Genomic DNA, 20485 nt, shown 5'->3' with positions numbered 1-20485 from the left:
TTCAGGACATATGCGCTATCTGGTGTGCGCCGCGGCCGGCTGTTCCGCCCGCGCAGGTCCGGCTTTCCACTTGAGAAAGGGCAGTTCAATACCGGTGTAGGTGAGCCAGGCTGCGAAGACCGAGATCAGCAGAGCAAGCCCCGGAATATAGAGTGCGGCAAACGTGTCCGGGTACGGCGTATGACCTCCGCCGGTCTTCAGTGGGTAAATCAGGAAAAACAGAATCGGTACGTGGTTCAAGTAGATCGAGTAAGACAGCTTTCCCAGCACCGCCATTGGCCGGTTCAGAAGTAATGCACTGCCCAGCGGGCGAGCCGTGAGGAACAGGATAATCAACAGAGCCCAGCAGATGGCTTCCAGGGTATGACGGATATGCCACAAGCGCTCCGCGGTGCTGTCGCCGATACTGGCTCCACGCCAGAGCAGGTAGCTCATGGTTGCCAGCAGTGCGAAGAGGGTCGCGGTGGCGAGAAATCTGCCTGGTGTTCCCGATATCCGAGTGCCGTGGCTGGCGTACCACCAGGCCAGGGCAATCCCAACCAGAAAAGCCGGCAGGCGCCCAAACAGCGATTTGGAGCTCCACCACGACACCGACGGTTGCTCAGGCGCCCAGAGAAATGCCCAGTAGAAATAGGCTATTAACCAGGTGATGAACAGGGTTGCCAGGATCGCCCTGGCGATAGCGCCGCGCTGAACGCACCAGAAGGCCAGCGGGAGTACGAGGTAAAACTGTACTTCAGTGCACAGTGTCCACCACACCACACTGTAGGGAAACATCGAAAACCCCACCGGCTGGAATAGTGCTGCGCGCAACGCGCTTGACCAGTGACCGGTAAGCAGGGCCGCCGCGGCAACCCAGACCAGGTACAGCGGCAGGATGCGCAGGCAGCGCGCGTGATAGTAAGCCCGAACGGAAGGCGCTGGCGATCCGGCAAGCAGGTGCTGTAGCCATGGCAGGCTTAGCAGAAAACCGCTCAACACAAAGAACAGTGTAACGCCGGTGTTGCCGGCAACTACCCACGCATTCAGGGGGGTGAGTTGCGTTGCACGGTCGCCCCAGGTGATACCGTAAGCGTGGAACAGGAATACCAGCAGGATGGCAAGCCCGCGCAGGCATTCCAACTCAAAACGGTAGCTCGAGGGGCGGCGCAGTCCGGCAGTCAGGTCAACGCTATTGGAAATTCCAGCAAGTCCTACGGCTGCCACCGAAACCTCCCCAAAGCAACTTTCCCCCCACAAACCCGCACCCCCTCTGCCTCCAGCCGCTCCCTTTGGGTATACTCCCCTGCAGAGCCCGCCGGCAGCGAAATTCTGCCCTGGGAGTTGATCACCCGGTGCCACGGCACTTTGCTGCCGGGAGGCAGCTGGCGCAGGGCATAGCCGACACGGCGCGCTGCGCCGGGCAGGCCGGCGAAGCGGGCGACGTCGCCGTAGGTGGACACCTCGCCCGGGGGGATGGACGCCACCACCTGCCAGATGCGCTGGTTAAGATCGACGCTGGTGTCGGCCACGGCAGAGCAGGTGGTTGCGAGAGAGCGTTGCGTTACGGTAATTCCGCGTTGTGTTGTTCAGCGACACGGCTAAACCCACTGATCTAAAACGACGAGTATCTTGAAAGTTCCGCACTGTAACAAGCTGTTTCTCCCTCTCTGTATTTTCCTCCTGTCTGCGGTGGCCCTGCCCGCGATGGCCGATCGTCTCTACACCACGGACGGTGAATCCATTCCCGGTACGCTGGTTGGCATCGAAAACGGCAATCTGCTGTGGTCCTCCGGCGTGCTCGGTGATCTGGTGATCGACCAGTATCACATTGAGCGTATCGAATCCGGAGAGCATTACGATTTCAAGCTCAGCGGGCGCGAGCTCAACAATTGCTGGATGTTCGTGCAGGACGACCACCAGCTGCTGCACTGCGAAGAGGGCGTGGAAGTGCTCTCCGACTGGAAACTGGTGGTGGCAGTGGGCGAGGCGGTCAACGACCCGCCGCCCATCCTGACCCAGAAGGGCAACATCAACGTCGCCGCCGAAGACTCCTCCGGCAACAATGACATCAGCAAGCTCAATGTCGACGCCCGCTCCGAGATGCGCTTTATCGAGTCGCGCCATACCCTCAGCCTGCGCTACCAGGAGGAGACGGTGGCCGATGCCACCGCCCGCGATATGTGGCGTGGCGGCTACCAGTACGACCAGTTTTTCACCGAGCGCTGGTTTGCGGCGGGCAATGCCTCCTACGAGGAAGATGAATTCAAGGAGATTGATCAGCGCAGCCTGGTGGGTATGGGGATGGGCTACCAGTTTTTGGAGACCCGCTTTATCGACCTGCTTGGCAAGGGCACTATCAACTACGTGGACGAGCGTTTCAGTGACGGCACCAGCCGCGATACGCCCGCCTTCCTGTGGAACCTGGATTTCGCCTGGCGCTTCAACGACAAGGGCATGGAGTTTTTCCACCGCCACGCCATTCTGCAGGCCTTTGAAAGTGGCGACGACTTTGAAGTCGACACCATTACCGGCCTGAAGTACCCCATCAACGGGCATTTCAGCTCCACCATCCAGCTGGAGTACGATTTCGATAACCTGCCGGCACAGAACGCGGTGGACAAGAAAGACCAGACCTGGTCAATCGGCCTCAATTACAGCTGGTAGCCTTGCAATTCGCTGCAGCGACCCCACAACTGCGTTATTAGGAGGTCGCGATGCGCATATTCTTCATGCTCCTGCCCTGGCTGGAGCTGGCCACGCTGATTCAACTCGGTGCTGAAACCAGTGTTCTCACCGCTCTGTTGTATGTTTTTGCCACCCTGGTGCTGGGCCTGCTGGTTCTGCAGCGGCAGGGCGTGGGCATGTTCCAGCACCTGCGGGAGGCCCAGAGTGGCCGGGTGATCACTGGTCGCCTGTTGCTGGACGATATGGCCGTGGGGTTCGCCGGCCTGCTGCTAATGGTGCCGGGTCTGATCACCGATGTCGCGGCACTGGTGGTGCTGATCGGCCCGCTGCGCCGGCGCATAGCGCGGTTCTTTGCCGGCCCCCAGCCGGAGCCCTACGCCCCGCGGCGCGATGGCGGCGAGCACAATACCATCGAAGGCAGCTACCGCCGCCTCGATGACTAAGTGCTGATAATTTCATAAGTCATTGAATTGTAATAACTAATTGTAAGTACACCCGTCGTTTTTCGACCTTGACTCGGCGCTGTTCACTACTAGAATTAGCACTCTCTTGCAAAGAGTGCTAACCGGGCCCTTGAATTCCACTCAGGCGCCCCCAATTCAGCAATCACCCCCGCCGGGGGCCTGTATAACATCGTTACTAGGAGAACTTCAGAAATGAAAATCCGTCCGCTGTACGACCGTGTGGTCGTTCGTCGCAAAGAAGAGGAAGAGACCACCGCAGGCGGCATCCTTCTGCCCGGTTCCGCCAAAGAGAAACCCAATCAGGGTGAGGTCGTAGCTGTTGGCGAGGGCAAGGTCCTGGACAACGGCGACGTACGCGCCCTGGCCGTCAAAGTCGGTGACCGCGTTGTATTCGGCCAATACGCCGGCAGCAACACCATCGAAGTCGATGGCGAAGAGCTGATCATCATGGGTGAGAGCGAAATCTACGCAGTCGTAGAGTAAGCCCCCCAAACAAATTCAGAAACTGTATAGAAATTAAGGATTTAGACAATGGCAGCTAAAGACGTACTTTTCGGTGACGATGCCCGTCAGCGTATGCTGAACGGTGTGAATATCCTGGCAGACGCAGTAAAGGCAACCCTCGGTCCCAAGGGCCGCAACGTAATTCTGGACAAGTCCTTCGGTGCCCCCACCGTAACCAAGGACGGTGTGTCCGTGGCCAAGGAAATCGAACTGAAAGACAAGTTCGAGAACATGGGCGCGCAGATGGTCAAGGAAGTGGCTTCCCAGGCTTCCGACCAGGCCGGTGACGGCACCACCACCGCCACCGTACTGGCCCAGGCCATCGTCAATGAAGGCCTGAAGGCTGTGGCAGCCGGCATGAACCCGATGGACCTCAAACGCGGTATCGACAAAGCCGTTGCCGCCGCCGTGGCCAAGATCGAAGAAGCCGCCATCCCCTGTGAAGACGGCAAGGCGATCGCCCAGGTTGGCTCCATCTCCGCCAACTCCGATATCCAGGTTGGCCAGATCATTGCCGACGCCATGGAAAAAGTCGGTAAAGAAGGTGTGATCACCGTAGAAGAGGGCACCGGTCTCGAGAACGAGCTGGACGTGGTAGAAGGCATGCAGTTCGACCGCGGCTACCTGTCTCCCTACTTCATCAACAACCAGGAGAACATGACGGCCGACAACGAGTCGCCCTACGTCCTGCTGGTGGACAAGAAGATCTCCAACATCCGCGAACTGCTGCCCCTGCTGGAGCAGGTTGCCAAGGCGTCCAAGCCGCTGGTGATCGTGGCGGAAGACGTTGAAGGTGAAGCGCTGGCCACCCTGGTGGTGAACAACATGCGCGGCATTGTGAAAGTTGCCGCCTGTAAAGCACCCGGCTTCGGTGACCGTCGCAAGGCCATGCTGCAGGACATCGCTGTTCTGACCGGTGGCACCGTGATCTCCGAGGAAGTGGGCCTGGATCTGGAATCCGCCACCCTGGAGCACCTGGGTACCGCCAAGCGCGTGACCATGGACAAGGACAACACCACCATCATCGACGGTGCCGGCGAAGCTGCTGCCATCGAAGCGCGTGTGAAAGAAATCCGCGTCCAGATCGAAAACACTTCCTCTGACTACGATCGTGAGAAGCTGCAAGAGCGCGTGGCCAAGCTGGCCGGCGGTGTTGCCGTGATCAAGGTTGGCGCCGCCACCGAGATCGAAATGAAAGAGAAGAAAGCCCGCGTCGAAGACGCCCTGCACGCGACTCGCGCCGCAGTGGAAGAAGGTGTGGTTGCCGGCGGTGGTGTTGCCCTGGTTCGCGCCGTCAACGCGATCGCCGACCTGAAAGGCGATAACGAAGACCAGCAGGCCGGTATCGCTGCTGCCCTGCGTGCGATGGAAGGCCCGCTGCGCCAGATCGTGACCAATGCCGGTGACGAGGCGTCCGTGGTGCTGAACAACATCCGCATCAACGGCGAAGGCAACTACGGCTACAACGCTGCAACCGGCGAGTACGGCGACATGCTGGAAATGGGTATCCTGGATCCCGCCAAGGTCACCCGTACCGCGCTGCAGGCCGCTGGCTCCGTGGCCGGCCTGATGATCACCACAGAGGTGATGATCGCCGACGCACCGGAAGACAAGGCTGCCGGCGGCGGCATGCCCGATATGGGCGGCATGGGTGGCATGGGCGGCATGATGTAAGCCCAATCCGCTGTCCTTTCAAGGAAGCCCCGCCTCGTGAGAGGCGGGGCTTTTTTGTGTGACTGGAGAAGGGGCTGAAATCCCCTTGTACCCCCAACTTGTGCAAGGTGTACAATCAACAGGGCAACACAACACTAATAAGGAGAACACCATGGCTGTCGTTGAATTTGTATTGCGCTGGTTCCACGTCCTGTTCGGTATCGTCTGGATAGGGATGCTGTACTACTTCAATTTCGTCCAGACGGAATATTTCAAAGAGGCAGAGGCCGACGCCAAGGCCGACGCCATGAAAAAACTGGCGCCGCGGGCGCTGTGGTGGTTCCGCTGGGGCGCGATGTTTACCTTTATTACCGGTCTCGCCCTGCTGCACTTTGTCGGCGCCATGAGCAACGTGGTCGGCGCCTCGCTGATCTGGCTTGGTGCCCTCGCCGGTACCCTGATGTTCCTCAACGTATGGCTGATTATCTGGCCCAACCAGCAGATTGTGCTGGGGATGAAGGAAGGGGAAGGCCCGGTGGCGGCGGCGAAGGCGGGGCTGGCCTCGCGTACCAACACCCTGCTGTCCGGCCCGATGCTGCTGGGCATGCTGGGCTCCAAGCACCTTTACATCGCCGATCTCAGTATGACCGGCCTGGTTGCCTGCGCGGTCATCATCCTGCTGCTGGAAGCCAATGCCCTGTTCGGCAAAATGGGCCCGATGGCCAGCGTGAAAGGCGTGATTCACTGCAGTATCGCCCTCGCGGCGCTGCTCTGGGTGTTGCTGGCCTTCCTCTGAGGGCGGTTGCGAGTGTCACTGAAGCCGGGGAATTCCCCGGCTTTTTCGTTGTGGGCTGGGTATTTTTGCAGCTGCCCCCTCGGTTTCTGCTCTCTGGGTGCCTATGTATAATGGCGGCTCGTTTTTGCTATTAGCGCGGCCATGTCTCAAGACGATCTCGACCACATTCCCTCCATCGTCCCCACCCGGGACAACGAACAGCACTTCGCCACTTCCCGTGGCCGCAGCAGCCAGAAGTCCGGCAAGGGCAATGGCGGCCGCGGCAAGACCTCCCCGGCGCCGGCCCGGAGCGGCGGTGGTGGCGGCGGGCTGTGGGGGCATATCTTTTTAGCGCTGGCACTGGTGGTGGCCGGGGTGGCCTGCACCTGGGCCTGGCAGCTGCAGAGCCAGCTGGAACAATCCAACCACCTGCTGGCCCGGGCGACCGAGCGCATTACCGACCTGGAAGACCGTTTGTCCGACACGGACGAGGGGCTGAGCCAGAATACCGAGACCATGGCGGTGAAGATCAAGGAACTCTACTCCGAGGTCGACAAGCTGTGGGCCTCCGCCTGGCGACGCAACAAGGCGCGCCTGGATGAACTGGAGGGCGCCAACAAGACTCTGCAGGGCACCAGCAAGAGCAACGCCAGCAAGATCGCGGCCGCCGAGAAGTCGCTGGGGGAGACCCAGGCCCAGATCAAGGCGGCGGCTGCGGATCTCGCCAAGCTGCGCGGCGTGGCCGGTGACATGGAGCGCCTGATGGCCAGCGCCAAGGCCAATGGCGCCGAGGTGGAGCGGGTGGCCGACAGCCTGAACAAGATCAACCTCGAGCTGGCGAAGATGGACAAGCGGGTGCAGAGCAACGAGGAGTGGGTGAACTCCATCAATGCCTTCCGCCGCCAGATCAACTCGGATCTGTCCGCCCTGCAAACCCAGCTGCGCAATATGCAGAGTCCCGCCGGCGCGCCCTGATCTGATGAATTACCGGGTGGGCAAAGGGGCTCGCCTGTCCCTCCGGGGTGTATACTGACGCCCCATTTTTTCAGCTGCCCAGGACCACCCGCCAGAGGGGTCTGTAACCGAAGAAGGTATTCGCCATGACGGTCATTCGCCAGGACGACTTTATCGACAGCGTCGCCGACGCCCTGCAATTCATCTCCTACTACCACCCCCTGGATTTCGTGAAGGCGGTTCACGAGGCCTACGAACTGGAACAGAACCCGGCGGCCAAGGACGCCATGGCCCAGATACTGATCAATTCCCGCATGTGCGCCACCGGTCACCGCCCGATCTGCCAGGACACCGGGATTGTCACGGTATTCCTCAAGATCGGCATGAAGGTGCAGTGGGACGCGACCATGTCAGTGGCGGACATGGTGAACGAGGGCGTGCGCCGCGCCTACCTGCACCCCGACAACGTGCTGCGCGCTTCCATCCTGGCCGATCCGGCGGGAGCGCGTAAGAACACCAAAGACAACACCCCGGCCGTGATTCATATGGAAGTGGTGGAAGGCGATACGGTGGATGTGCAGGTGGCGGCCAAGGGTGGCGGCTCCGAGAACAAGTCCAAGATGGTCATGCTCAATCCCTCCGACTCCATTGTCGACTGGGTCGTCAAGACCGTGCCCACCATGGGTGCCGGCTGGTGCCCGCCGGGCATGCTGGGCATCGGTATTGGCGGCACTGCGGAAAAGGCCGCGGTGATGGCCAAGGAATCCCTGATGGACCCCATCGACATCCACGAATTGCGCAAGCGCGGCCCCGCCAACCGGGCCGAGGAACTGCGCCTGGAGATCATGGATGCGGTGAACAAGCTGGGTATCGGCGCCCAGGGCCTGGGCGGTCTCACCACGGTGCTGGATGTGAAGATCAAGGACTACCCGACCCACGCCGCCTCCCTGCCCGTGGCGATGATCCCCAACTGTGCCGCCACCCGTCACGCCCACTTCGTACTGGACGGCTCCGGCCCGGCCCTGCAAACCCCGCCGGACCTGGACCAGTGGCCGGAAATCAGCTGGGAGGCGGGCGATTCCGTGCGCCGGGTGAACCTGGATACAGTCACTCCGGAGGAAGCGGCCCAGTGGCAGCCGGGTGATACGTTGTTGCTGAACGGCAAGATGCTCACCGGGCGCGACGCCGCCCACAAGAAAATGAAGGAGCTGATCGAGTCCGGCGAGGGCCTGCCCGCCGAAGTCGATCTCAAGGGACGCTTTATCTACTACGTCGGCCCCGTCGACCCGGTGCGTGACGAAGTGGTCGGGCCGGCCGGCCCCACCACCTCCACCCGCATGGACAAGTTCACTGACTTCGTCCTGCAGCACACCGGCCTGCTGGGCATGATCGGCAAGGCCGAGCGCGGCCCTGCCGGCATCGAGGCGATCAAGAAGCACAAGGCGGTCTACCTGATGGCCGTGGGGGGCGCCGCCTACCTGGTGTCCAAGGCCATCACCTCGGCCCGGGTCGTGGCTTTTCCGGAACTGGGGATGGAGGCCATCTACGAGTTCGAAGTGAAGGATATGCCGGTCAGCGTGGCGGTGGACGCCAACGGCACCTCCGTGCACGAGATCGGTCCGAAAATCTGGCAACAGAAGATTGAAGAAGAAGCGATTGCGCTGATCTGATCGCTGACGACACTGGAACCCGGCCTTCGTCGGGATGACAATGGTGGGGCTGTTACCCCTGTCGCCCCTGCGCAGGCAGGGGCCCTTTGTTACCATGGCAACGGACCGGGGAGCCTTGCATTGCCCGATACCTTCTACTGGCACGACTACGAAACCTTCGGCGCGGACCCGTCCCGCGATCGGCCGGTACAGTTCGCCGGCCTGCGCACCGACGCCGACCTGAATCCCGTCGGCGAGCCGCTGGTCATCTACGCCCGCCCCTCGAACGACTTCCTGCCCCACCCGCAGGCCTGCCTGGTCACTGGCATCACCCCCCAGGAAGCACTGGAAAAGGGCGTGCCCGAGTGCGAGTTCATCGCCCGTATACACGCCGAACTGGCCCAGCCCGGCACCTGCGGCGCGGGCTACAATTCGCTGCGTTTTGACGACGAAGTGACCCGCTATACCCTCTACCGCAATTTCTACGATCCCTACGCCCGCGAGTGGCAGAACGGCAACTCCCGCTGGGACATCATCGATATGCTGCGAGCGGCCTACGCCCTGCGACCGGAGGGCATCGAGTGGCCGCTGCGGGAGGATGGCCACGCCAGCTTTCGCCTGGAAGAGCTGACCGCCGCCAACGGCATCGCCCACGAGGCGGCCCACGATGCCCTGTCGGATGTGCATGCCACCATCGCCATGGCGCGGTTGGTACGAGAAAAGCAGCCCAGGCTCTACGATTACGTGCTGGCCCACCGGGACAAGCGCAAGGTGGCGGGGCTGCTGGATATTGCCAATATGAAGCCGCTACTGCATGTCTCGGGCATGTTCGGCGCAGAGCGCTACAACACTGCGTTGATCGTGCCGCTGGCGGAGCACCCGAAGAACCGCAACGAGATCATCTGCTATGACCTCGGCGTCGACCCGGCGCCGCTCGCTGATTTGACTGCGGAGGAGCTGGCGCAACTGCTCTATACCCGCAGTGATGAGATGCCCGAGGGCCGTGTGCGGCCGGGCCTGAAGAGCGTGCACATTAATCGTTGCCCGCTGCTGGTGACGGCGAAGATGGCCAGTCCGGAAGTGGCGGCCCGTATCGGCCTGGACGGCGCCCGCTGTCGCGCCCACCTGGCGGCGCTGCGAGAACAGCGTAACGCCAACCCCCAGGCCTTCGCCGACAAGCTGCTGGCCATCTACGCCGAGCGCGAGCGGGCGCCGATCACCGACCCGGATCGCATGCTCTACAGCGGCGGCTTTTTCCCCGATGCCGATAAACGCACCATGACGCGCGTGCGCGAGGCATCCCCGGAGCAACTGGCCAGCCAGAGTTTTCCCTTCGAGGACGCCCGCCTGCCGGAGATGCTGTTTCGCTACCGGGCGCGCAACTACCCGGATTCCCTCAGCGAGGAGGAGTTCGGGCAGTGGGAGGAATTCCGCTACCAGCGCCTGACTGAAGCGGAGGCGGACAGCGGGCTGACCCTGGAGCAGTTCCAGCGGGAGATCGAAGCGCTGCTAGGCTCGGGCGAACTGTCTGCCGCCAAAGAACAGGTGCTGCACCAGCTACTGGATTACGGCGATATGCTGCTGGCCTGAGGTGCCGCCGGCTTCCGCGCCACGATGGTTTTCACCACGTCCAGGAAGACATGGTCGAGCGACTCCAGTTCAAAACCCGCCGCCTGCACATTGCCCACCGTGCGGCGGTTCATGGCCGGGCCGACTTTTTCCGTGAGCAGGGTCATCAGGTGCATCATGGCGCTGAAGGGAAAGTAGCGACTGCCGGTGTGCTCGAACATGCACAGCTCGCCGCCGGGTTTCAGCACCCGGTACAGCGAGCGCAGCCCGTCCACCGGGCGCGGCACCGAGCAGAAGGAGCAGGCGGTGAATACCTGGTCGAAGTGGTTGTCGGGGAATTCCAGCTCGTGCACGTCCATGACCCGGGCCTCCAGGTTGCCGGGGTAGTCCGCCACGCGCGGCTCCGCCACCTGCAGCATGGCGGGGCTGATGTCGATGGCGGTGATCTGCCTGTCCGGCGGAAAGGCGGCGATATCCAGCCCGGTGCCCAGGGCCATGAACAGGATGCGCCCATCCCCCATGCGGCTGTACAGTTGCTGCTTCACCGGCAGCCAGCGCGCCTCGGTGCCCCTGCCGGCCATCAGGTCGAAGTTGGGGGCCAATTTGTCCCATTTGGCCTGTGTTGCAGTATCAGTCATGTTTGAGACTCCCGCGCAGGGGCAGAGCCTGCGGCCCGCGGATGTGGTTGTTCATCACCCACACGGCGACGATACAGGCCAGTCCGCATACTGCGCCCTCCAGCAGCGCCAGTGCGCCGCCGATGGGTGTCATCGTCGCGTGCATGCCCACCACCATGCCGGCCACCATGCCTGTGAGCATCAGCGGCACCATCACTTCCATGGCCCCGAACAGGGAGCCGAACAGCAGCGACAGGGGGATGGCGAACACCATGCCCAGCAGCATCGCGGCCACCATCACCAGCAGCATATTCCAGCCCAATGGGGTCAGCAGCCAGATCAGCCAGCCGATGAGGGCGCCGCCGGCGATACTGGCGCCGAGGTCGCCGAGTACGAAGAACAGTCGTTGATCCATGGCAAATTCCCCTGCTCAGGAAAGTAAGTTGTTATTTTGTCGCCCGGCCATCATACGACACGCCCCGTGCATGGGCATACGCCCCCGGCAGGCCCTATAATGCCCACCAAGTTCGCCAGCCCCCGGAGTCCACTGTGCAATTCGCCGGCAGTCATATTCTCTCTGTCACCCAGTTCGAACGCGCCGATGTGGAGACGATTTTCTCCGTGGCCGACCGCATGGAGCCCTACGCCCACCGGCGGCGGGTCACCAAGGTGCTCGATGGCGCCATTCTCGGCTCCATGTTCTTCGAGCCCAGTACCCGCACCCGGGTGAGTTTTGGCAGCGCCTTCAACCTGCTCGGTGGCGAAGTGCGTGAGACCACCGGTTTCGAGAACTCGGCCATCGCCAAGGGCGAGTCCCTCTACGACACGGCGCGGGTGCTCAGTGGCTATTCGGATGTCATCGCCATGCGTCACCCGGCCGCCGGTTCGGTGGCTGAATTCGCCGCTGCCAGCAGGGTACCGGTGATCAACGGTGGCGACGGCGCCAACGAACACCCGAGTCAGGCGTTGCTGGACCTCTACACCATCAAGAAGGAACTCGCCGGTCGCGGTCGCGGTATCGACGGTCTGCGCATCGCCATGGTCGGCGATCTGCGCTACGGTCGCACCGTGCACTCCCTGTGCAAGTTGCTGTGCCTGTTCGACCGCGTGCAGGTGGTGCTGGTGTCGCCGCAGGAACTGCGTATGCCGGGGGAAATTGTCGAAGATCTGCGCGCTGCCGGCCACGAGGCGCTGGAGTCGGAGGCGCTGGAAGCCAGCATTGCCCACGTTGACATCGTCTACTCCACCCGCATCCAGGAAGAGCGCTTCAGCTCCCAGCAGGAGGCCGATCTCTACCGCGGCCGCTTCCGTCTCAACCAGACTATCTACACCGAGCACTGCGAGCCCAACACGGTGATCATGCACCCGCTGCCGCGGGATTCCCGCGAAACTGCCCGGGAACTTGACGACGACCTGAACGACAACCCCAACCTCGCCATTTTCCGCCAGACCGACAACGGTGTACTGGTGCGCATGGCCCTGTTTGCCCTGGTGCTGGATGTGGCGGATGAGGTGGATGCCCACGCCCGCGACGTTAACTGGTACACCGCGGGGCGTTTCGGATGAGTTTTTCCCTGCGCTTTGGCGCGGATGCAGTGCGGGTGCTGGCCGAAGACCAGGTCTTCGATGGCTATTTCTCGGTGCGTCGCCTGACCGTGCAGCACCGTTGCTTCAACGGCGGCTGGAGCGCGCCGGTGACCCGGGAGGTGTTCGACCGCGGCGACGCGGTTGGCGTGCTGCCCTACGACCCGGTAGATGACAGCCTGATCCTGGTGGAGCAGTTTCGCCCCGGTGCGGTGCGCGGCAAGGACAGCCCCTGGATGCTGGAACTGGTGGCCGGCGTGGTTGAACCCGGTGAGAGCGACACCGAGGTGGTCTACCGGGAAGCCCGGGAAGAGGCGGACTGCGAACTCACCGACCTGCTGCCGATCGCCCGTTACTTTCCCAGCGCTGGTGCCTGCTCCGAACAGGTGCGCCTGTTCTGTGGCCGCGTCAGCCGTGCCGATGTCGGCGGGGTGCACGGCCTCGACAGCGAAGATGAAGACATCCTGGTGCACTCGGTACCCCGCCTGGAAGCCCTGCAGTTGCTGCGGGAGGACCGCATACCGAACGGGCATACGCTGATCGCCCTGCAGTGGCTGGCCCTGCAGGGCGAGTCCCTGCGCGAGCGCTGGCGCTAGCCTCCCGCTATGAACGACGCCCCGGAAACCGGCGCCAACACGCCCGCCGCCCGGCCCGGCCTGCTGCGCTCCAGCGCCCTGGTCGGCAGCATGACCATGCTGTCGCGGGTGCTGGGCCTGGTGCGCGATATTGTGATTGCCGCCACGGTGGGTGCCAACGCCCTGGCGGACGCCTTTTTTGTCGCCTTCAAGATTCCCAACTTCCTGCGCCGCCTGTTCGCCGAGGGCGCCTTTGCCCAGGCCTTTGTGCCGGTGCTGGCGGATTACCGGGAACAGGGTAGTCACGCCGCGGTGCAGGCCCTGATCAACCGGGTGGCCGGCGTGCTGGGAGGGAGCCTGCTGCTGGTCACCGGCCTGGCGATGCTCGGCGCGCCACTGGTGGCGGCCCTGTTTGCCCCGGGTTTCCTCGACGATCCGCGCAAGTTCGATGCGGTCAGCCACATGGTCCGCATTACCTTTCCCTACCTGCTGCTGATCTCCATGACCGGCTTCTGCGGCGGCATTCTCAACAGTTACGGCCGTTTTGCGGTGCCGGCATTAACGCCGGTGTTCCTCAACCTGTCATTGATTGGCGCGGCGCTGGTGGCGGCGCCCTGGTTTGCCGAGCCGGTTTACGCGCTGGCCTGGGGGGTGGCGCTGGCGGGGGTGATTCAGCTGTTGTTCCAGTTGCCCTCCCTGTACCGTCTCGACCTGGTGCCGCGGCCGGTCTGGGATACCCGCCACGAGGGCGTACGGCGCATCGTCAAGCTGATGGTGCCGGCCCTGTTCGGGGTCTCGGTGAGCCAGATCAACCTGTTGCTGGATACGGTGCTGGCCTCCTTCCTGCCCACCGGCAGCGTGTCCTGGCTGTACTATTCCGACCGTCTCACCGAGCTGCCCCTGGGGGTCTTCGGGGTGGCCATAGCCACCGTGATCCTGCCCAGCCTGTCCTCGCATCGGGCGGCGGCCCGGGGGGAAGATTTCACGCTCACCCTGGACTGGGCGGTGCGCATGATCCTGCTGGTGGCGGTGCCGGCCGCGGTGGCGCTGATGGTGCTGGCGGAGCCGATTCTGGTGACCCTGTTCCAGTACGGGGAACTCGGCAGCCGCGATGTGAGCATGGCCAGTTACAGCCTGCAGGCCTACAGTCTGGGCCTTATCGCCTTCATGCTGATCAAGGTGCTGGCGCCGGGTTTCTACGCCCGCCAGGACACCACCACGCCGGTGCGGATCGGCATTATCGCCATGCTGGCCAATATGATCTTCAACGTCATCTTCGTGCTGCCCCTGCTGTTCTGGTACAACCTCGGCCATGTGGGGCTGGCGCTGGCCACCAGCGTCGCGGCCTGGCTCAATGCCGGCCTGTTATGGCACCGCCTGCGCAAAGACGGCGTGTTCCGCTTCCAGCCCGGTTGGGGGCGTTTTGTCCTCCGGCTGCTGGTGGCCACCGCCCTGATGGCCGCGGTGGCCTGGTGGCTGGTGCCCGCGGTCAGTGAACTGGCGGCGATGGGGGCGCTGCGGCGTGCGCTGTCGATCGCGCTGGTCTGCGGTGGCGGCGGGGCGGCCTACCTGCTGTGCCAGGTGGCCCTGGGTGCCCGCTTGAACCAGCTCAGAACGCCGCGCAGCGGTGCTTGAAGCGGCGCCGCGCCGGGCAAATTGCCAGTCGCTGCCATAGGATACCGGCCGCCCTTTCCGTATAATCGCCGGTTTGGTTTGACTGGGGCGGTGCCCTGCATGGAGCTGATACGAGGCCTGCACAACCTGCGGCCCAGACACCGTGGCTGCGTGGCCACCATCGGGGCCTTCGACGGGGTGCATCTGGGGCATCAGGCGGTGATTCGCCACCTGCTGGAAAAGGCGCGGGCCTATGGCCTGCCGTCGGTGGTCATGGTGTTTGAGCCACTGCCCCGGGAGTATCTGGCGCCGCTCAAGGCCCCGGCCCGGTTGATGAGCTTCCGCGAGAAGTTCCGCGCGCTGGAGGCGCTGGGGGTGGATCGCCTGCTGCGCATCCGCTTTACCGAGCAGTTGCGCCACAAAAGCGCCCAGTCCTTTGTGGACGATGTGCTGGTGGCGGGCCTCGGGGTGCGCTACGTGGTGCTGGGTGACGACTTCCGCTTCGGCGCTGACCGCCAGGGTGATGTGGACTTCATCAAGGCCGAGGGTGAGCGCTACGGTTACGAGGCCGAGCCCACCCCGACATTCACCTGGCAGCGTGAGCGGGTCAGCAGCACCCGCATCCGCAAGGCCCTGGCCCAGGCGGATTTTGACCTGGCCGGGCAGTTGTTGAGCCGGCCCTACAGCATCTCCGGCAAGGTGGTCTACGGGCGCCAGCTGGGGCGGACCCTGGGCTTTCCCACGGCCAACATGGAGTTGCACCGGCTGCGGGCGCCGCTGTCCGGTGTGTACGTGGTGTCGGTGAGCGGGGCCGGGATGATCAATGCGCCGGCGGTGGCCAACGTCGGCACCCGGCCAACGGTGAACGACAGCATCAAGGCCAATCTCGAGGTGCACCTGCTGGATCGCGAGTGCCACCTCTACGGCAAACACATCGAGGTGACCTTCCGCCACAAGCTGCGGGAAGAGACCAAATTTGACTCGGTCGAGCAGCTGCGAGAGCAGATCGGCCGCGACATCGACCGCGCCCGGCAGTGGCTGGCGGTCAATTGACGGGTAGACGTTTTACATGAGTGAGTACAAGAACACCCTGAACCTGCCGCAGACGGCGTTCCCGATGAAGGCCAGCCTGGCCCAGCGCGAGCCGCAGCGGCTCAAGCAGTGGCAGGAAATGGACCTGTACGGCAAGATCCGTGCCGCCAGCGCGGGCAAGCCGAAATTTATCCTGCACGACGGCCCGCCCTACGCCAATGGCGACCTGCACGTGGGCCACGCGGTGAACAAGATTCTCAAGGACATTATCGTCAAGTCGAAGACCCTGTCCGGCTTTGATGCGCCCTACGTGCCGGGCTGGGACTGCCACGGCCTGCCCATCGAGCTGAACGTCGAGAAAAAAGTCGGCAAGCCGGGCGTGAAGGTCTCGCCGGCGGAATTCCGTCAGAAATGCCGCGAGTTCGCGGCGCGCCAGATCGACGGCCAGCGCGAGGACTTTGTGCGCATGGGCGTGCAGGGCGATTGGGACAAGCCCTACCTGACCATGGATTTTCGCTTTGAGGCGGATATCGTGCGCTCCCTTGGCCGGATCATCGACAACGGCCATCTGCACAAGGGCTTCAAGCCGGTGCACTGGTGTACCGATTGCGGTTCCGCGCTGGCGGAGGCGGAGGTCGAATACAAGGACAAGCATTCGCCGGCCATCGACGTGGCCTACGCGGCGGTTGATCCTGCGGCCATCAACGCCGCCTGTGGTACCAGCTACAGCGGCGAGATCGCCATCCCCATCTGGACCACCACGCCCTGGACCCTGCCCGCCAGCATGGCGGTGAGCCTGCACCCGGAACTGGATTACGTGCTGATCGAAGGCGAAGGTCGCGCGTTGCTGGTGGCACAAGAGCTGGCGGAAAGCTGCGCGACCCGCTTCGGCCTGCCCGAGCTGAAGATCCTCGGCCGCTGCAAGGGTGCGGCGCTGGACCGGCAACTGCTGCAACACCCCTTCCTGGAGCGCCAGGTGATCGTGGTGCTGGGCGAGCACGTTACCACCGAGGCCGGTACCGGCGCTGTGCACACCGCGCCGGCCCACGGCCAGGATGACTTTGTGGTCGGCTCAAAATACGACATCGAGGTCTACAACCCGGTGGGCGGCAATGGCGTGTACCTGCCGGAGACCGAGTTCTTCGCCGGCCTGCATGTGATGAAAGCCAACCCGGACATCGTCGAGATGCTGCGCCAGCGCGGTGTCCTGCTGCACTTTGAACAGTACGAGCACAGCTACCCCCACTGCTGGCGTCACAAGACCCCGATCATCTTCCGCGCCACACCCCAGTGGTTCGTGAGCATGGAACAGAACGGCCTGCTCAATGCGGCCAAAGACGCGGTGGAGCAGGTGCAATGGCTGCCCGAGTGGGGCAAGGCGCGCATCGACAGTATGCTGGCCAACCGCCCGGACTGGTGTATCTCCCGCCAGCGCACCTGGGGTGTGCCCATCGCGCTGTTCGTGCACAGGGAAAGCGGCGAACTGCACCCGCGCACCCGTGAATTGATGGAGGAAGTGGCGCTGAAGATCGAGGAGCAGGGCATCGACGCCTGGTTCGATCTGCAGCCCGCCGACATCCTCGGCGCCGAGGCGGCGGACTACGACAAGGTCAGCGATACCCTGGATGTGTGGTTCGACTCCGGTGTTACCCACGCCTGCGTGCTGCGCCAGCGCGAGGGCCTGCAATCGCCGGCGGACCTCTACCTGGAAGGCTCCGACCAGCATCGCGGCTGGTTCCAGTCCTCCCTGCTGACCGGCATTGGCGCCTACGGCGCGGCGCCCTACAAGGCAGTGCTCACCCACGGCTTCACCGTCGATGGGGAAGGGCGCAAGATGTCCAAGTCCATCGGCAATATCATCCCGGCGAAAAAAGCCATGAATGACCAGGGCGCCGACATCCTGCGCCTGTGGGTGGCCGGGGCGGATTTCCGCGGCGAGATCGCGGTGTCCGACGAAATTTTCAAGCGCACCGGCGATGCCTACCGCCGTATCCGCAACACGGCCCGCTTCCTGCTTTCCAACCTCAGCGGTTTCGATCCGGCCACTGATGCGCTGCCCTGCGAGGACATGCTGTCGCTGGATCGCTGGGCGGTGGACCGCGCCGCGGCCCTGCAGGCTGAGTTACTGAAAGACTACGAGGCCTATCACTTCCACCAGATCTACCACAAGCTGCACAACTTCTGCACCGGCGATCTCGGTGGCTTCTACCTGGACGTGATCAAGGACCGCCAGTACACCACCCAGGCGGATTCCGTGGCCCGCCGCTCCGCCCAGACCGCCATGTTCCACATCGCCGAGGCGATGGTGCGCTGGATGGCGCCCATCCTCAGCTTTACTGCCGAGGAAATCTGGGAAAACCTGCCCGGCGAGCGCGCCGGGTCGGTGTTCCTGGTGGAGTGGTACGACCAACTCGCCAGCCTGGAGCCCGGCGCCCGTCTCGGCCGCGAATACTGGCAGCAGGTCATGGCTGTGCGCGATGCGGTGAACAAGGAAATCGAAGTACAGCGCGGCGCCGGCAGGGTGCGCGGTTCACTGGACACCGCCGTGACCCTCTACTGCAGTGACGACCTGCTGTCCGCCCTGGGCGAACTGGGCGAAGAGTTGCGCTTTGTGCTGATCAGCTCCGGCGCGGCTCTTGCGCCGCTGGCGGATGCGCCAGCGGATGTGGCAGTCACGGAGATCGACGGCCTGTGCCTGCAGGTGGTGGCTTCCGGCGATGAGAAGTGCGAACGCTGCTGGCACCGCCGCCCTGAGGTGGGCAGTCTCGAGGCGCACCCCACGCTCTGCGGTCGCTGTGTGGAGAACATCGACGGCTCCGGCGAACAGCGCCGCTACGCCTGAGATGACTGCGATGCGTTACGGCACGGGCGCCTGGCCCTGGTACCTGCTCGCGCTGGTGGTGATAGCCCTGGACCAGTACACCAAGGGGCTGGCCAGCGCCAATCTCGAGTACGCCCGGCCGGTGGCTGTGTTTTCCTGGTTTAACCTGACCCTGCACCACAACTCCGGCGCCGCCTTCAGCTTTCTCAGCGATGCGGGCGGCTGGCAGCGCTACTTTTTCACCGCTATTGCGCTGGCGGTCAGCGCCCTGCTGGTGGCCTGGCTGTACCGCCTGCAGCGCGGGCAGTGGCTGCTGGCCCTGAGCCTGGCGCTGGTGCTGGGCGGCGCCATCGGCAATCTGTGGGACCGGCTGGTGCTGGGCTACGTGGTCGACTTTATTTCCGTACACTATGCCGGCTACTACTTCCCGGCGTTCAATCTGGCGGACTCGGCCATCACCGGGGGCGCCATTGGCTTGATACTGGACAGTTTCCTGGGTCGGCCTGCCGCCGGCTCAGAGGAGGAATAGGGGTGGATGTACCCGTCAGCGAGGGCACCACGGTGTACCTCAATTTTTCCGTCAGCCTGGAAGACGGCTCGGAAGTGGATTCCAACTTCGGCGGAGAGCCGGTCAACTTCGCGGTGGGCGACGGCAGCCTGCTGCCGGGCTTCGAGCGCTGTATCTTCGGTATGCACCCCGGCCAGCGCCAGGTCTTCACCGTGCTGCCCGAGGACGCCTTTGGCCAGCCCAACAACAACAATGTGCAGGTGCTGCCCCGCAGCCACTTCGACGACGACCTGGAACTGGAAATCGGCCTGGTGTTTTCCTTTGCCGATGCCGGTGGCGGCGAGCTGCCCGGCCTGATCGTGGCCTTCGATGACGAGGAGGTGACGGTGGACTTCAACCACCCGCTGGCGGGGCGTACAATCCTTTTCGATGTGCAAATTCACCGGGTGGAACCTACCGAGCTCCATTGATGGACATTCAACTCGCCAATCCCCGCGGTTTCTGCGCCGGCGTCGACCGCGCCATCGATATCGTCAACCGGGCGCTCGACCTGTTCGGCGCCCCCATCTATGTGCGCCATGAAGTGGTGCACAACAAGTTTGTGGTGGGCAACCTGCGCGAGCGCGGCGCTGTCTTTGTGGATGAACTGCACGAGGTGCCGGACGACTGCATCGTGATATTCAGCGCCCACGGCGTATCCCAGGCGGTGCGCAGTGAAGCGGCGGAACGCGGTCTGAAGGTGTTCGACGCCACCTGTCCGCTGGTGACCAAAGTGCACATGGAAGTTTCCCGCTACAGCGCCGAGGGTCGCGAGTGCGTCCTTATCGGCCACGCCGGCCACCCCGAGGTGGAGGGCACCATGGGCCAGTACGACCACAGCGCCGGCGGTGATATCTACCTGGTGGAGGACGAGGCACAGGCGGGCAAGCTCGAGGTGCGCAATCCCCAGCATCTGTCCTACGTCACCCAGACCACGCTCTCCATGGACGATACCGCGCGGGTTATCGACGCCCTGCGCGAGCGCTTTCCGGCTATTTCCGGGCCGCGCAAGAACGATATCTGTTACGCCACCCAGAACCGCCAGGACGCGGTAAAGGAGCTGGCGGCGCGCTGCGACCTGGTGCTGGTGGTGGGCTCTCCCAACTCCTCCAATTCCAACCGCCTGCGGGAGCTGGCCAAGCGCATGGGCGCCGAAGCCCACCTGATCGACGGTCCGGAGGACATCGACCCCGCCTGGCTGGACCAGGTCGGGAGTATCGGCATCACTGCCGGTGCCTCCGCCCCCGAGGTGCTGGTGCAGGAAGTGGTTGAGCGTCTGCGACAGCTGGGCGCCAGCGCGCCGGTGGAAGTGCAGGGTCGCCCCGAGAACGTCACCTTCTCCCTGCCGAAAGAACTGCGCATCGCCGCCAAAAACCTCTAGATTTCCGCGCCTGGGGCCCGCGGTGCGGCCTCGCATCCAGCGTCCGGCCATCCGAGCCGGGCGCTTTTCGTCATATCGA

Annotated in this window: 20 protein-coding genes; 16 read left to right on the top strand and 4 right to left on the bottom strand. The window is 63.4% G+C overall.

From position 1 onward, the window contains the following. Positions 1–15 precede the first annotated feature (15 nt). Positions 16–1206, bottom strand: a complete 1191-nt coding sequence (locus FVW59_RS15735; RefSeq protein WP_187275926.1) for an acyltransferase family protein — start codon at positions 1204–1206, stop codon at positions 16–18. Beyond that, positions 1194–1511 (bottom strand): MGMT family protein, encoded by a 318-nt coding sequence (locus FVW59_RS15730; protein ID WP_148065313.1) that lies wholly within the window; start codon positions 1509–1511, stop codon positions 1194–1196. The genes FVW59_RS15735 and FVW59_RS15730 overlap by 13 nt, the downstream gene beginning before the upstream one ends. Positions 1512–1611: 100 nt before the next feature. Between FVW59_RS15730 and FVW59_RS15725 the strand changes: the two genes are divergently transcribed. From FVW59_RS15725 to sbcB, 8 genes are all read left to right on the top strand, one after another. Next, a complete protein-coding gene (locus FVW59_RS15725; RefSeq protein ID WP_148065312.1) occupies positions 1612–2646 on the top strand; it encodes a DUF481 domain-containing protein in 1035 nt (344 codons plus the stop codon). 50 nt (positions 2647–2696) lie between these two features. Further along, a complete protein-coding gene (locus FVW59_RS15720) occupies positions 2697–3110 on the top strand; it encodes an FxsA family protein (RefSeq protein ID WP_148065311.1) in 414 nt (137 codons plus the stop codon). Positions 3111–3323: 213 nt separating this feature from the next. Further along, positions 3324–3614 carry a co-chaperone GroES gene (locus FVW59_RS15715; RefSeq protein WP_148065310.1) on the top strand — a complete coding sequence of 97 codons (291 nt, stop codon included), beginning with the start codon at positions 3324–3326 and terminating at the stop codon, positions 3612–3614. A 48-nt stretch (positions 3615–3662) separates the two neighbouring features. Beyond that, positions 3663–5309 (top strand): chaperonin GroEL, encoded by a 1647-nt coding sequence (gene groL, locus FVW59_RS15710; protein WP_148065309.1) that lies wholly within the window; start codon positions 3663–3665, stop codon positions 5307–5309. A gap of 151 nt (positions 5310–5460) precedes the next feature. Then, on the top strand, positions 5461–6084 hold the full coding sequence (locus FVW59_RS15705; protein ID WP_148065308.1) for a urate hydroxylase PuuD: 624 nt from the start codon (positions 5461–5463) through the stop codon (positions 6082–6084). 141 nt (positions 6085–6225) lie between these two features. After that, positions 6226–7038 carry a hypothetical protein gene (locus tag FVW59_RS15700; RefSeq protein ID WP_246139760.1) on the top strand — a complete coding sequence of 271 codons (813 nt, stop codon included), beginning with the start codon at positions 6226–6228 and terminating at the stop codon, positions 7036–7038. Positions 7039–7163: 125 nt separating this feature from the next. Beyond that, positions 7164–8687 (top strand): fumarate hydratase, encoded by a 1524-nt coding sequence (locus FVW59_RS15695; protein WP_148065307.1) that lies wholly within the window; start codon positions 7164–7166, stop codon positions 8685–8687. A gap of 120 nt (positions 8688–8807) precedes the next feature. Then, positions 8808–10256, top strand: coding sequence for an exodeoxyribonuclease I (gene sbcB / locus FVW59_RS15690; protein WP_148065306.1), 1449 nt, complete (start codon positions 8808–8810; stop codon positions 10254–10256). Here sbcB and FVW59_RS15685 read toward each other — a convergent pair. Together FVW59_RS15685 and FVW59_RS15680 are read right to left on the bottom strand one after the other, a co-directional pair. After that, positions 10232–10873, bottom strand: a complete 642-nt coding sequence (locus tag FVW59_RS15685; protein ID WP_148065305.1) for a class I SAM-dependent methyltransferase — start codon at positions 10871–10873, stop codon at positions 10232–10234. The genes sbcB and FVW59_RS15685 overlap by 25 nt on opposite strands. Further along, a complete protein-coding gene (locus FVW59_RS15680; protein WP_148065304.1) occupies positions 10866–11267 on the bottom strand; it encodes a hypothetical protein in 402 nt (133 codons plus the stop codon). Before FVW59_RS15680 ends, FVW59_RS15685 begins: the two co-directional genes overlap by 8 nt. A gap of 134 nt (positions 11268–11401) precedes the next feature. On the opposite strand from FVW59_RS15680, the gene FVW59_RS15675 reads away from it, so the two are divergent. From FVW59_RS15675 to ispH, 8 genes are all read left to right on the top strand, one after another. Then, positions 11402–12418: an aspartate carbamoyltransferase gene (locus FVW59_RS15675; RefSeq protein WP_148065303.1), complete on the top strand. Its 1017-nt coding sequence runs from the start codon at positions 11402–11404 to the stop codon at positions 12416–12418. Continuing rightward, on the top strand, positions 12415–13032 hold the full coding sequence (locus tag FVW59_RS15670; RefSeq protein ID WP_148065302.1) for an NUDIX domain-containing protein: 618 nt from the start codon (positions 12415–12417) through the stop codon (positions 13030–13032). The genes FVW59_RS15675 and FVW59_RS15670 overlap by 4 nt, the downstream gene beginning before the upstream one ends. A 9-nt stretch (positions 13033–13041) precedes the next feature. Then, positions 13042–14646, top strand: a complete 1605-nt coding sequence (gene murJ / locus FVW59_RS15665; RefSeq protein ID WP_148065301.1) for a murein biosynthesis integral membrane protein MurJ — start codon at positions 13042–13044, stop codon at positions 14644–14646. 99 nt (positions 14647–14745) lie between these two features. Next, a complete protein-coding gene (gene ribF, locus FVW59_RS15660; protein ID WP_148065300.1) occupies positions 14746–15678 on the top strand; it encodes a bifunctional riboflavin kinase/FAD synthetase in 933 nt (310 codons plus the stop codon). 16 nt (positions 15679–15694) lie between these two features. After that, positions 15695–18499 carry an isoleucine--tRNA ligase gene (gene ileS, locus FVW59_RS15655; protein WP_148065299.1) on the top strand — a complete coding sequence of 935 codons (2805 nt, stop codon included), beginning with the start codon at positions 15695–15697 and terminating at the stop codon, positions 18497–18499. A gap of 1 nt (position 18500) precedes the next feature. Next, complete coding sequence (gene lspA, locus FVW59_RS15650; RefSeq protein WP_246139759.1) at positions 18501–19007, top strand: signal peptidase II; 507 nt, start codon at positions 18501–18503, stop codon at positions 19005–19007. Continuing rightward, on the top strand, positions 19004–19456 hold the full coding sequence (locus FVW59_RS15645; protein ID WP_222711543.1) for an FKBP-type peptidyl-prolyl cis-trans isomerase: 453 nt from the start codon (positions 19004–19006) through the stop codon (positions 19454–19456). Before lspA ends, FVW59_RS15645 begins: the two co-directional genes overlap by 4 nt. Then, complete coding sequence (gene ispH, locus FVW59_RS15640; RefSeq protein ID WP_148065296.1) at positions 19456–20406, top strand: 4-hydroxy-3-methylbut-2-enyl diphosphate reductase; 951 nt, start codon at positions 19456–19458, stop codon at positions 20404–20406. Before FVW59_RS15645 ends, ispH begins: the two co-directional genes overlap by 1 nt. Positions 20407–20485: the final 79 nt, after the last annotated feature.

This window comes from Parahaliea aestuarii (assembly GCF_008064635.1).
Lineage (GTDB): Bacteria > Pseudomonadota > Gammaproteobacteria > Pseudomonadales > Halieaceae > Parahaliea > Parahaliea aestuarii.
The sequence above is the reverse complement of the archived record's forward strand: the minus strand, read 5'-3'. Positions and strand labels throughout refer to the sequence as shown.

Bases quoted from the DNA above. Each gene is read 5' to 3' on its own strand.
- FVW59_RS15720 (WP_148065311.1), top strand. From the start codon at position 2,697: ATGCGCATATTCTTCATGCTCCTGCCCTGGCTGGAGCTGGCCACGCTG.
- FVW59_RS15715 (WP_148065310.1), top strand. From the start codon at position 3,324: ATGAAAATCCGTCCGCTGTACGACCGTGTGGTCGTTCGTCGCAAAGAA.
- groL (WP_148065309.1), top strand. From the start codon at position 3,663: ATGGCAGCTAAAGACGTACTTTTCGGTGACGATGCCCGTCAGCGTATG.
- FVW59_RS15705 (WP_148065308.1), top strand. From the start codon at position 5,461: ATGGCTGTCGTTGAATTTGTATTGCGCTGGTTCCACGTCCTGTTCGGT.
- FVW59_RS15700 (WP_246139760.1), top strand. From the start codon at position 6,226: ATGTCTCAAGACGATCTCGACCACATTCCCTCCATCGTCCCCACCCGG.
- FVW59_RS15695 (WP_148065307.1), top strand. From the start codon at position 7,164: ATGACGGTCATTCGCCAGGACGACTTTATCGACAGCGTCGCCGACGCC.
- FVW59_RS15685 (WP_148065305.1), bottom strand. From the start codon at position 10,873: ATGACTGATACTGCAACACAGGCCAAATGGGACAAATTGGCCCCCAAC.
- FVW59_RS15680 (WP_148065304.1), bottom strand. From the start codon at position 11,267: ATGGATCAACGACTGTTCTTCGTACTCGGCGACCTCGGCGCCAGTATC.
- FVW59_RS15670 (WP_148065302.1), top strand. From the start codon at position 12,415: ATGAGTTTTTCCCTGCGCTTTGGCGCGGATGCAGTGCGGGTGCTGGCC.
- murJ (WP_148065301.1), top strand. From the start codon at position 13,042: ATGAACGACGCCCCGGAAACCGGCGCCAACACGCCCGCCGCCCGGCCC.
- ribF (WP_148065300.1), top strand. From the start codon at position 14,746: ATGGAGCTGATACGAGGCCTGCACAACCTGCGGCCCAGACACCGTGGC.
- ileS (WP_148065299.1), top strand. From the start codon at position 15,695: ATGAGTGAGTACAAGAACACCCTGAACCTGCCGCAGACGGCGTTCCCG.
- lspA (WP_246139759.1), top strand. From the start codon at position 18,501: ATGACTGCGATGCGTTACGGCACGGGCGCCTGGCCCTGGTACCTGCTC.
- ispH (WP_148065296.1), top strand. From the start codon at position 19,456: ATGGACATTCAACTCGCCAATCCCCGCGGTTTCTGCGCCGGCGTCGAC.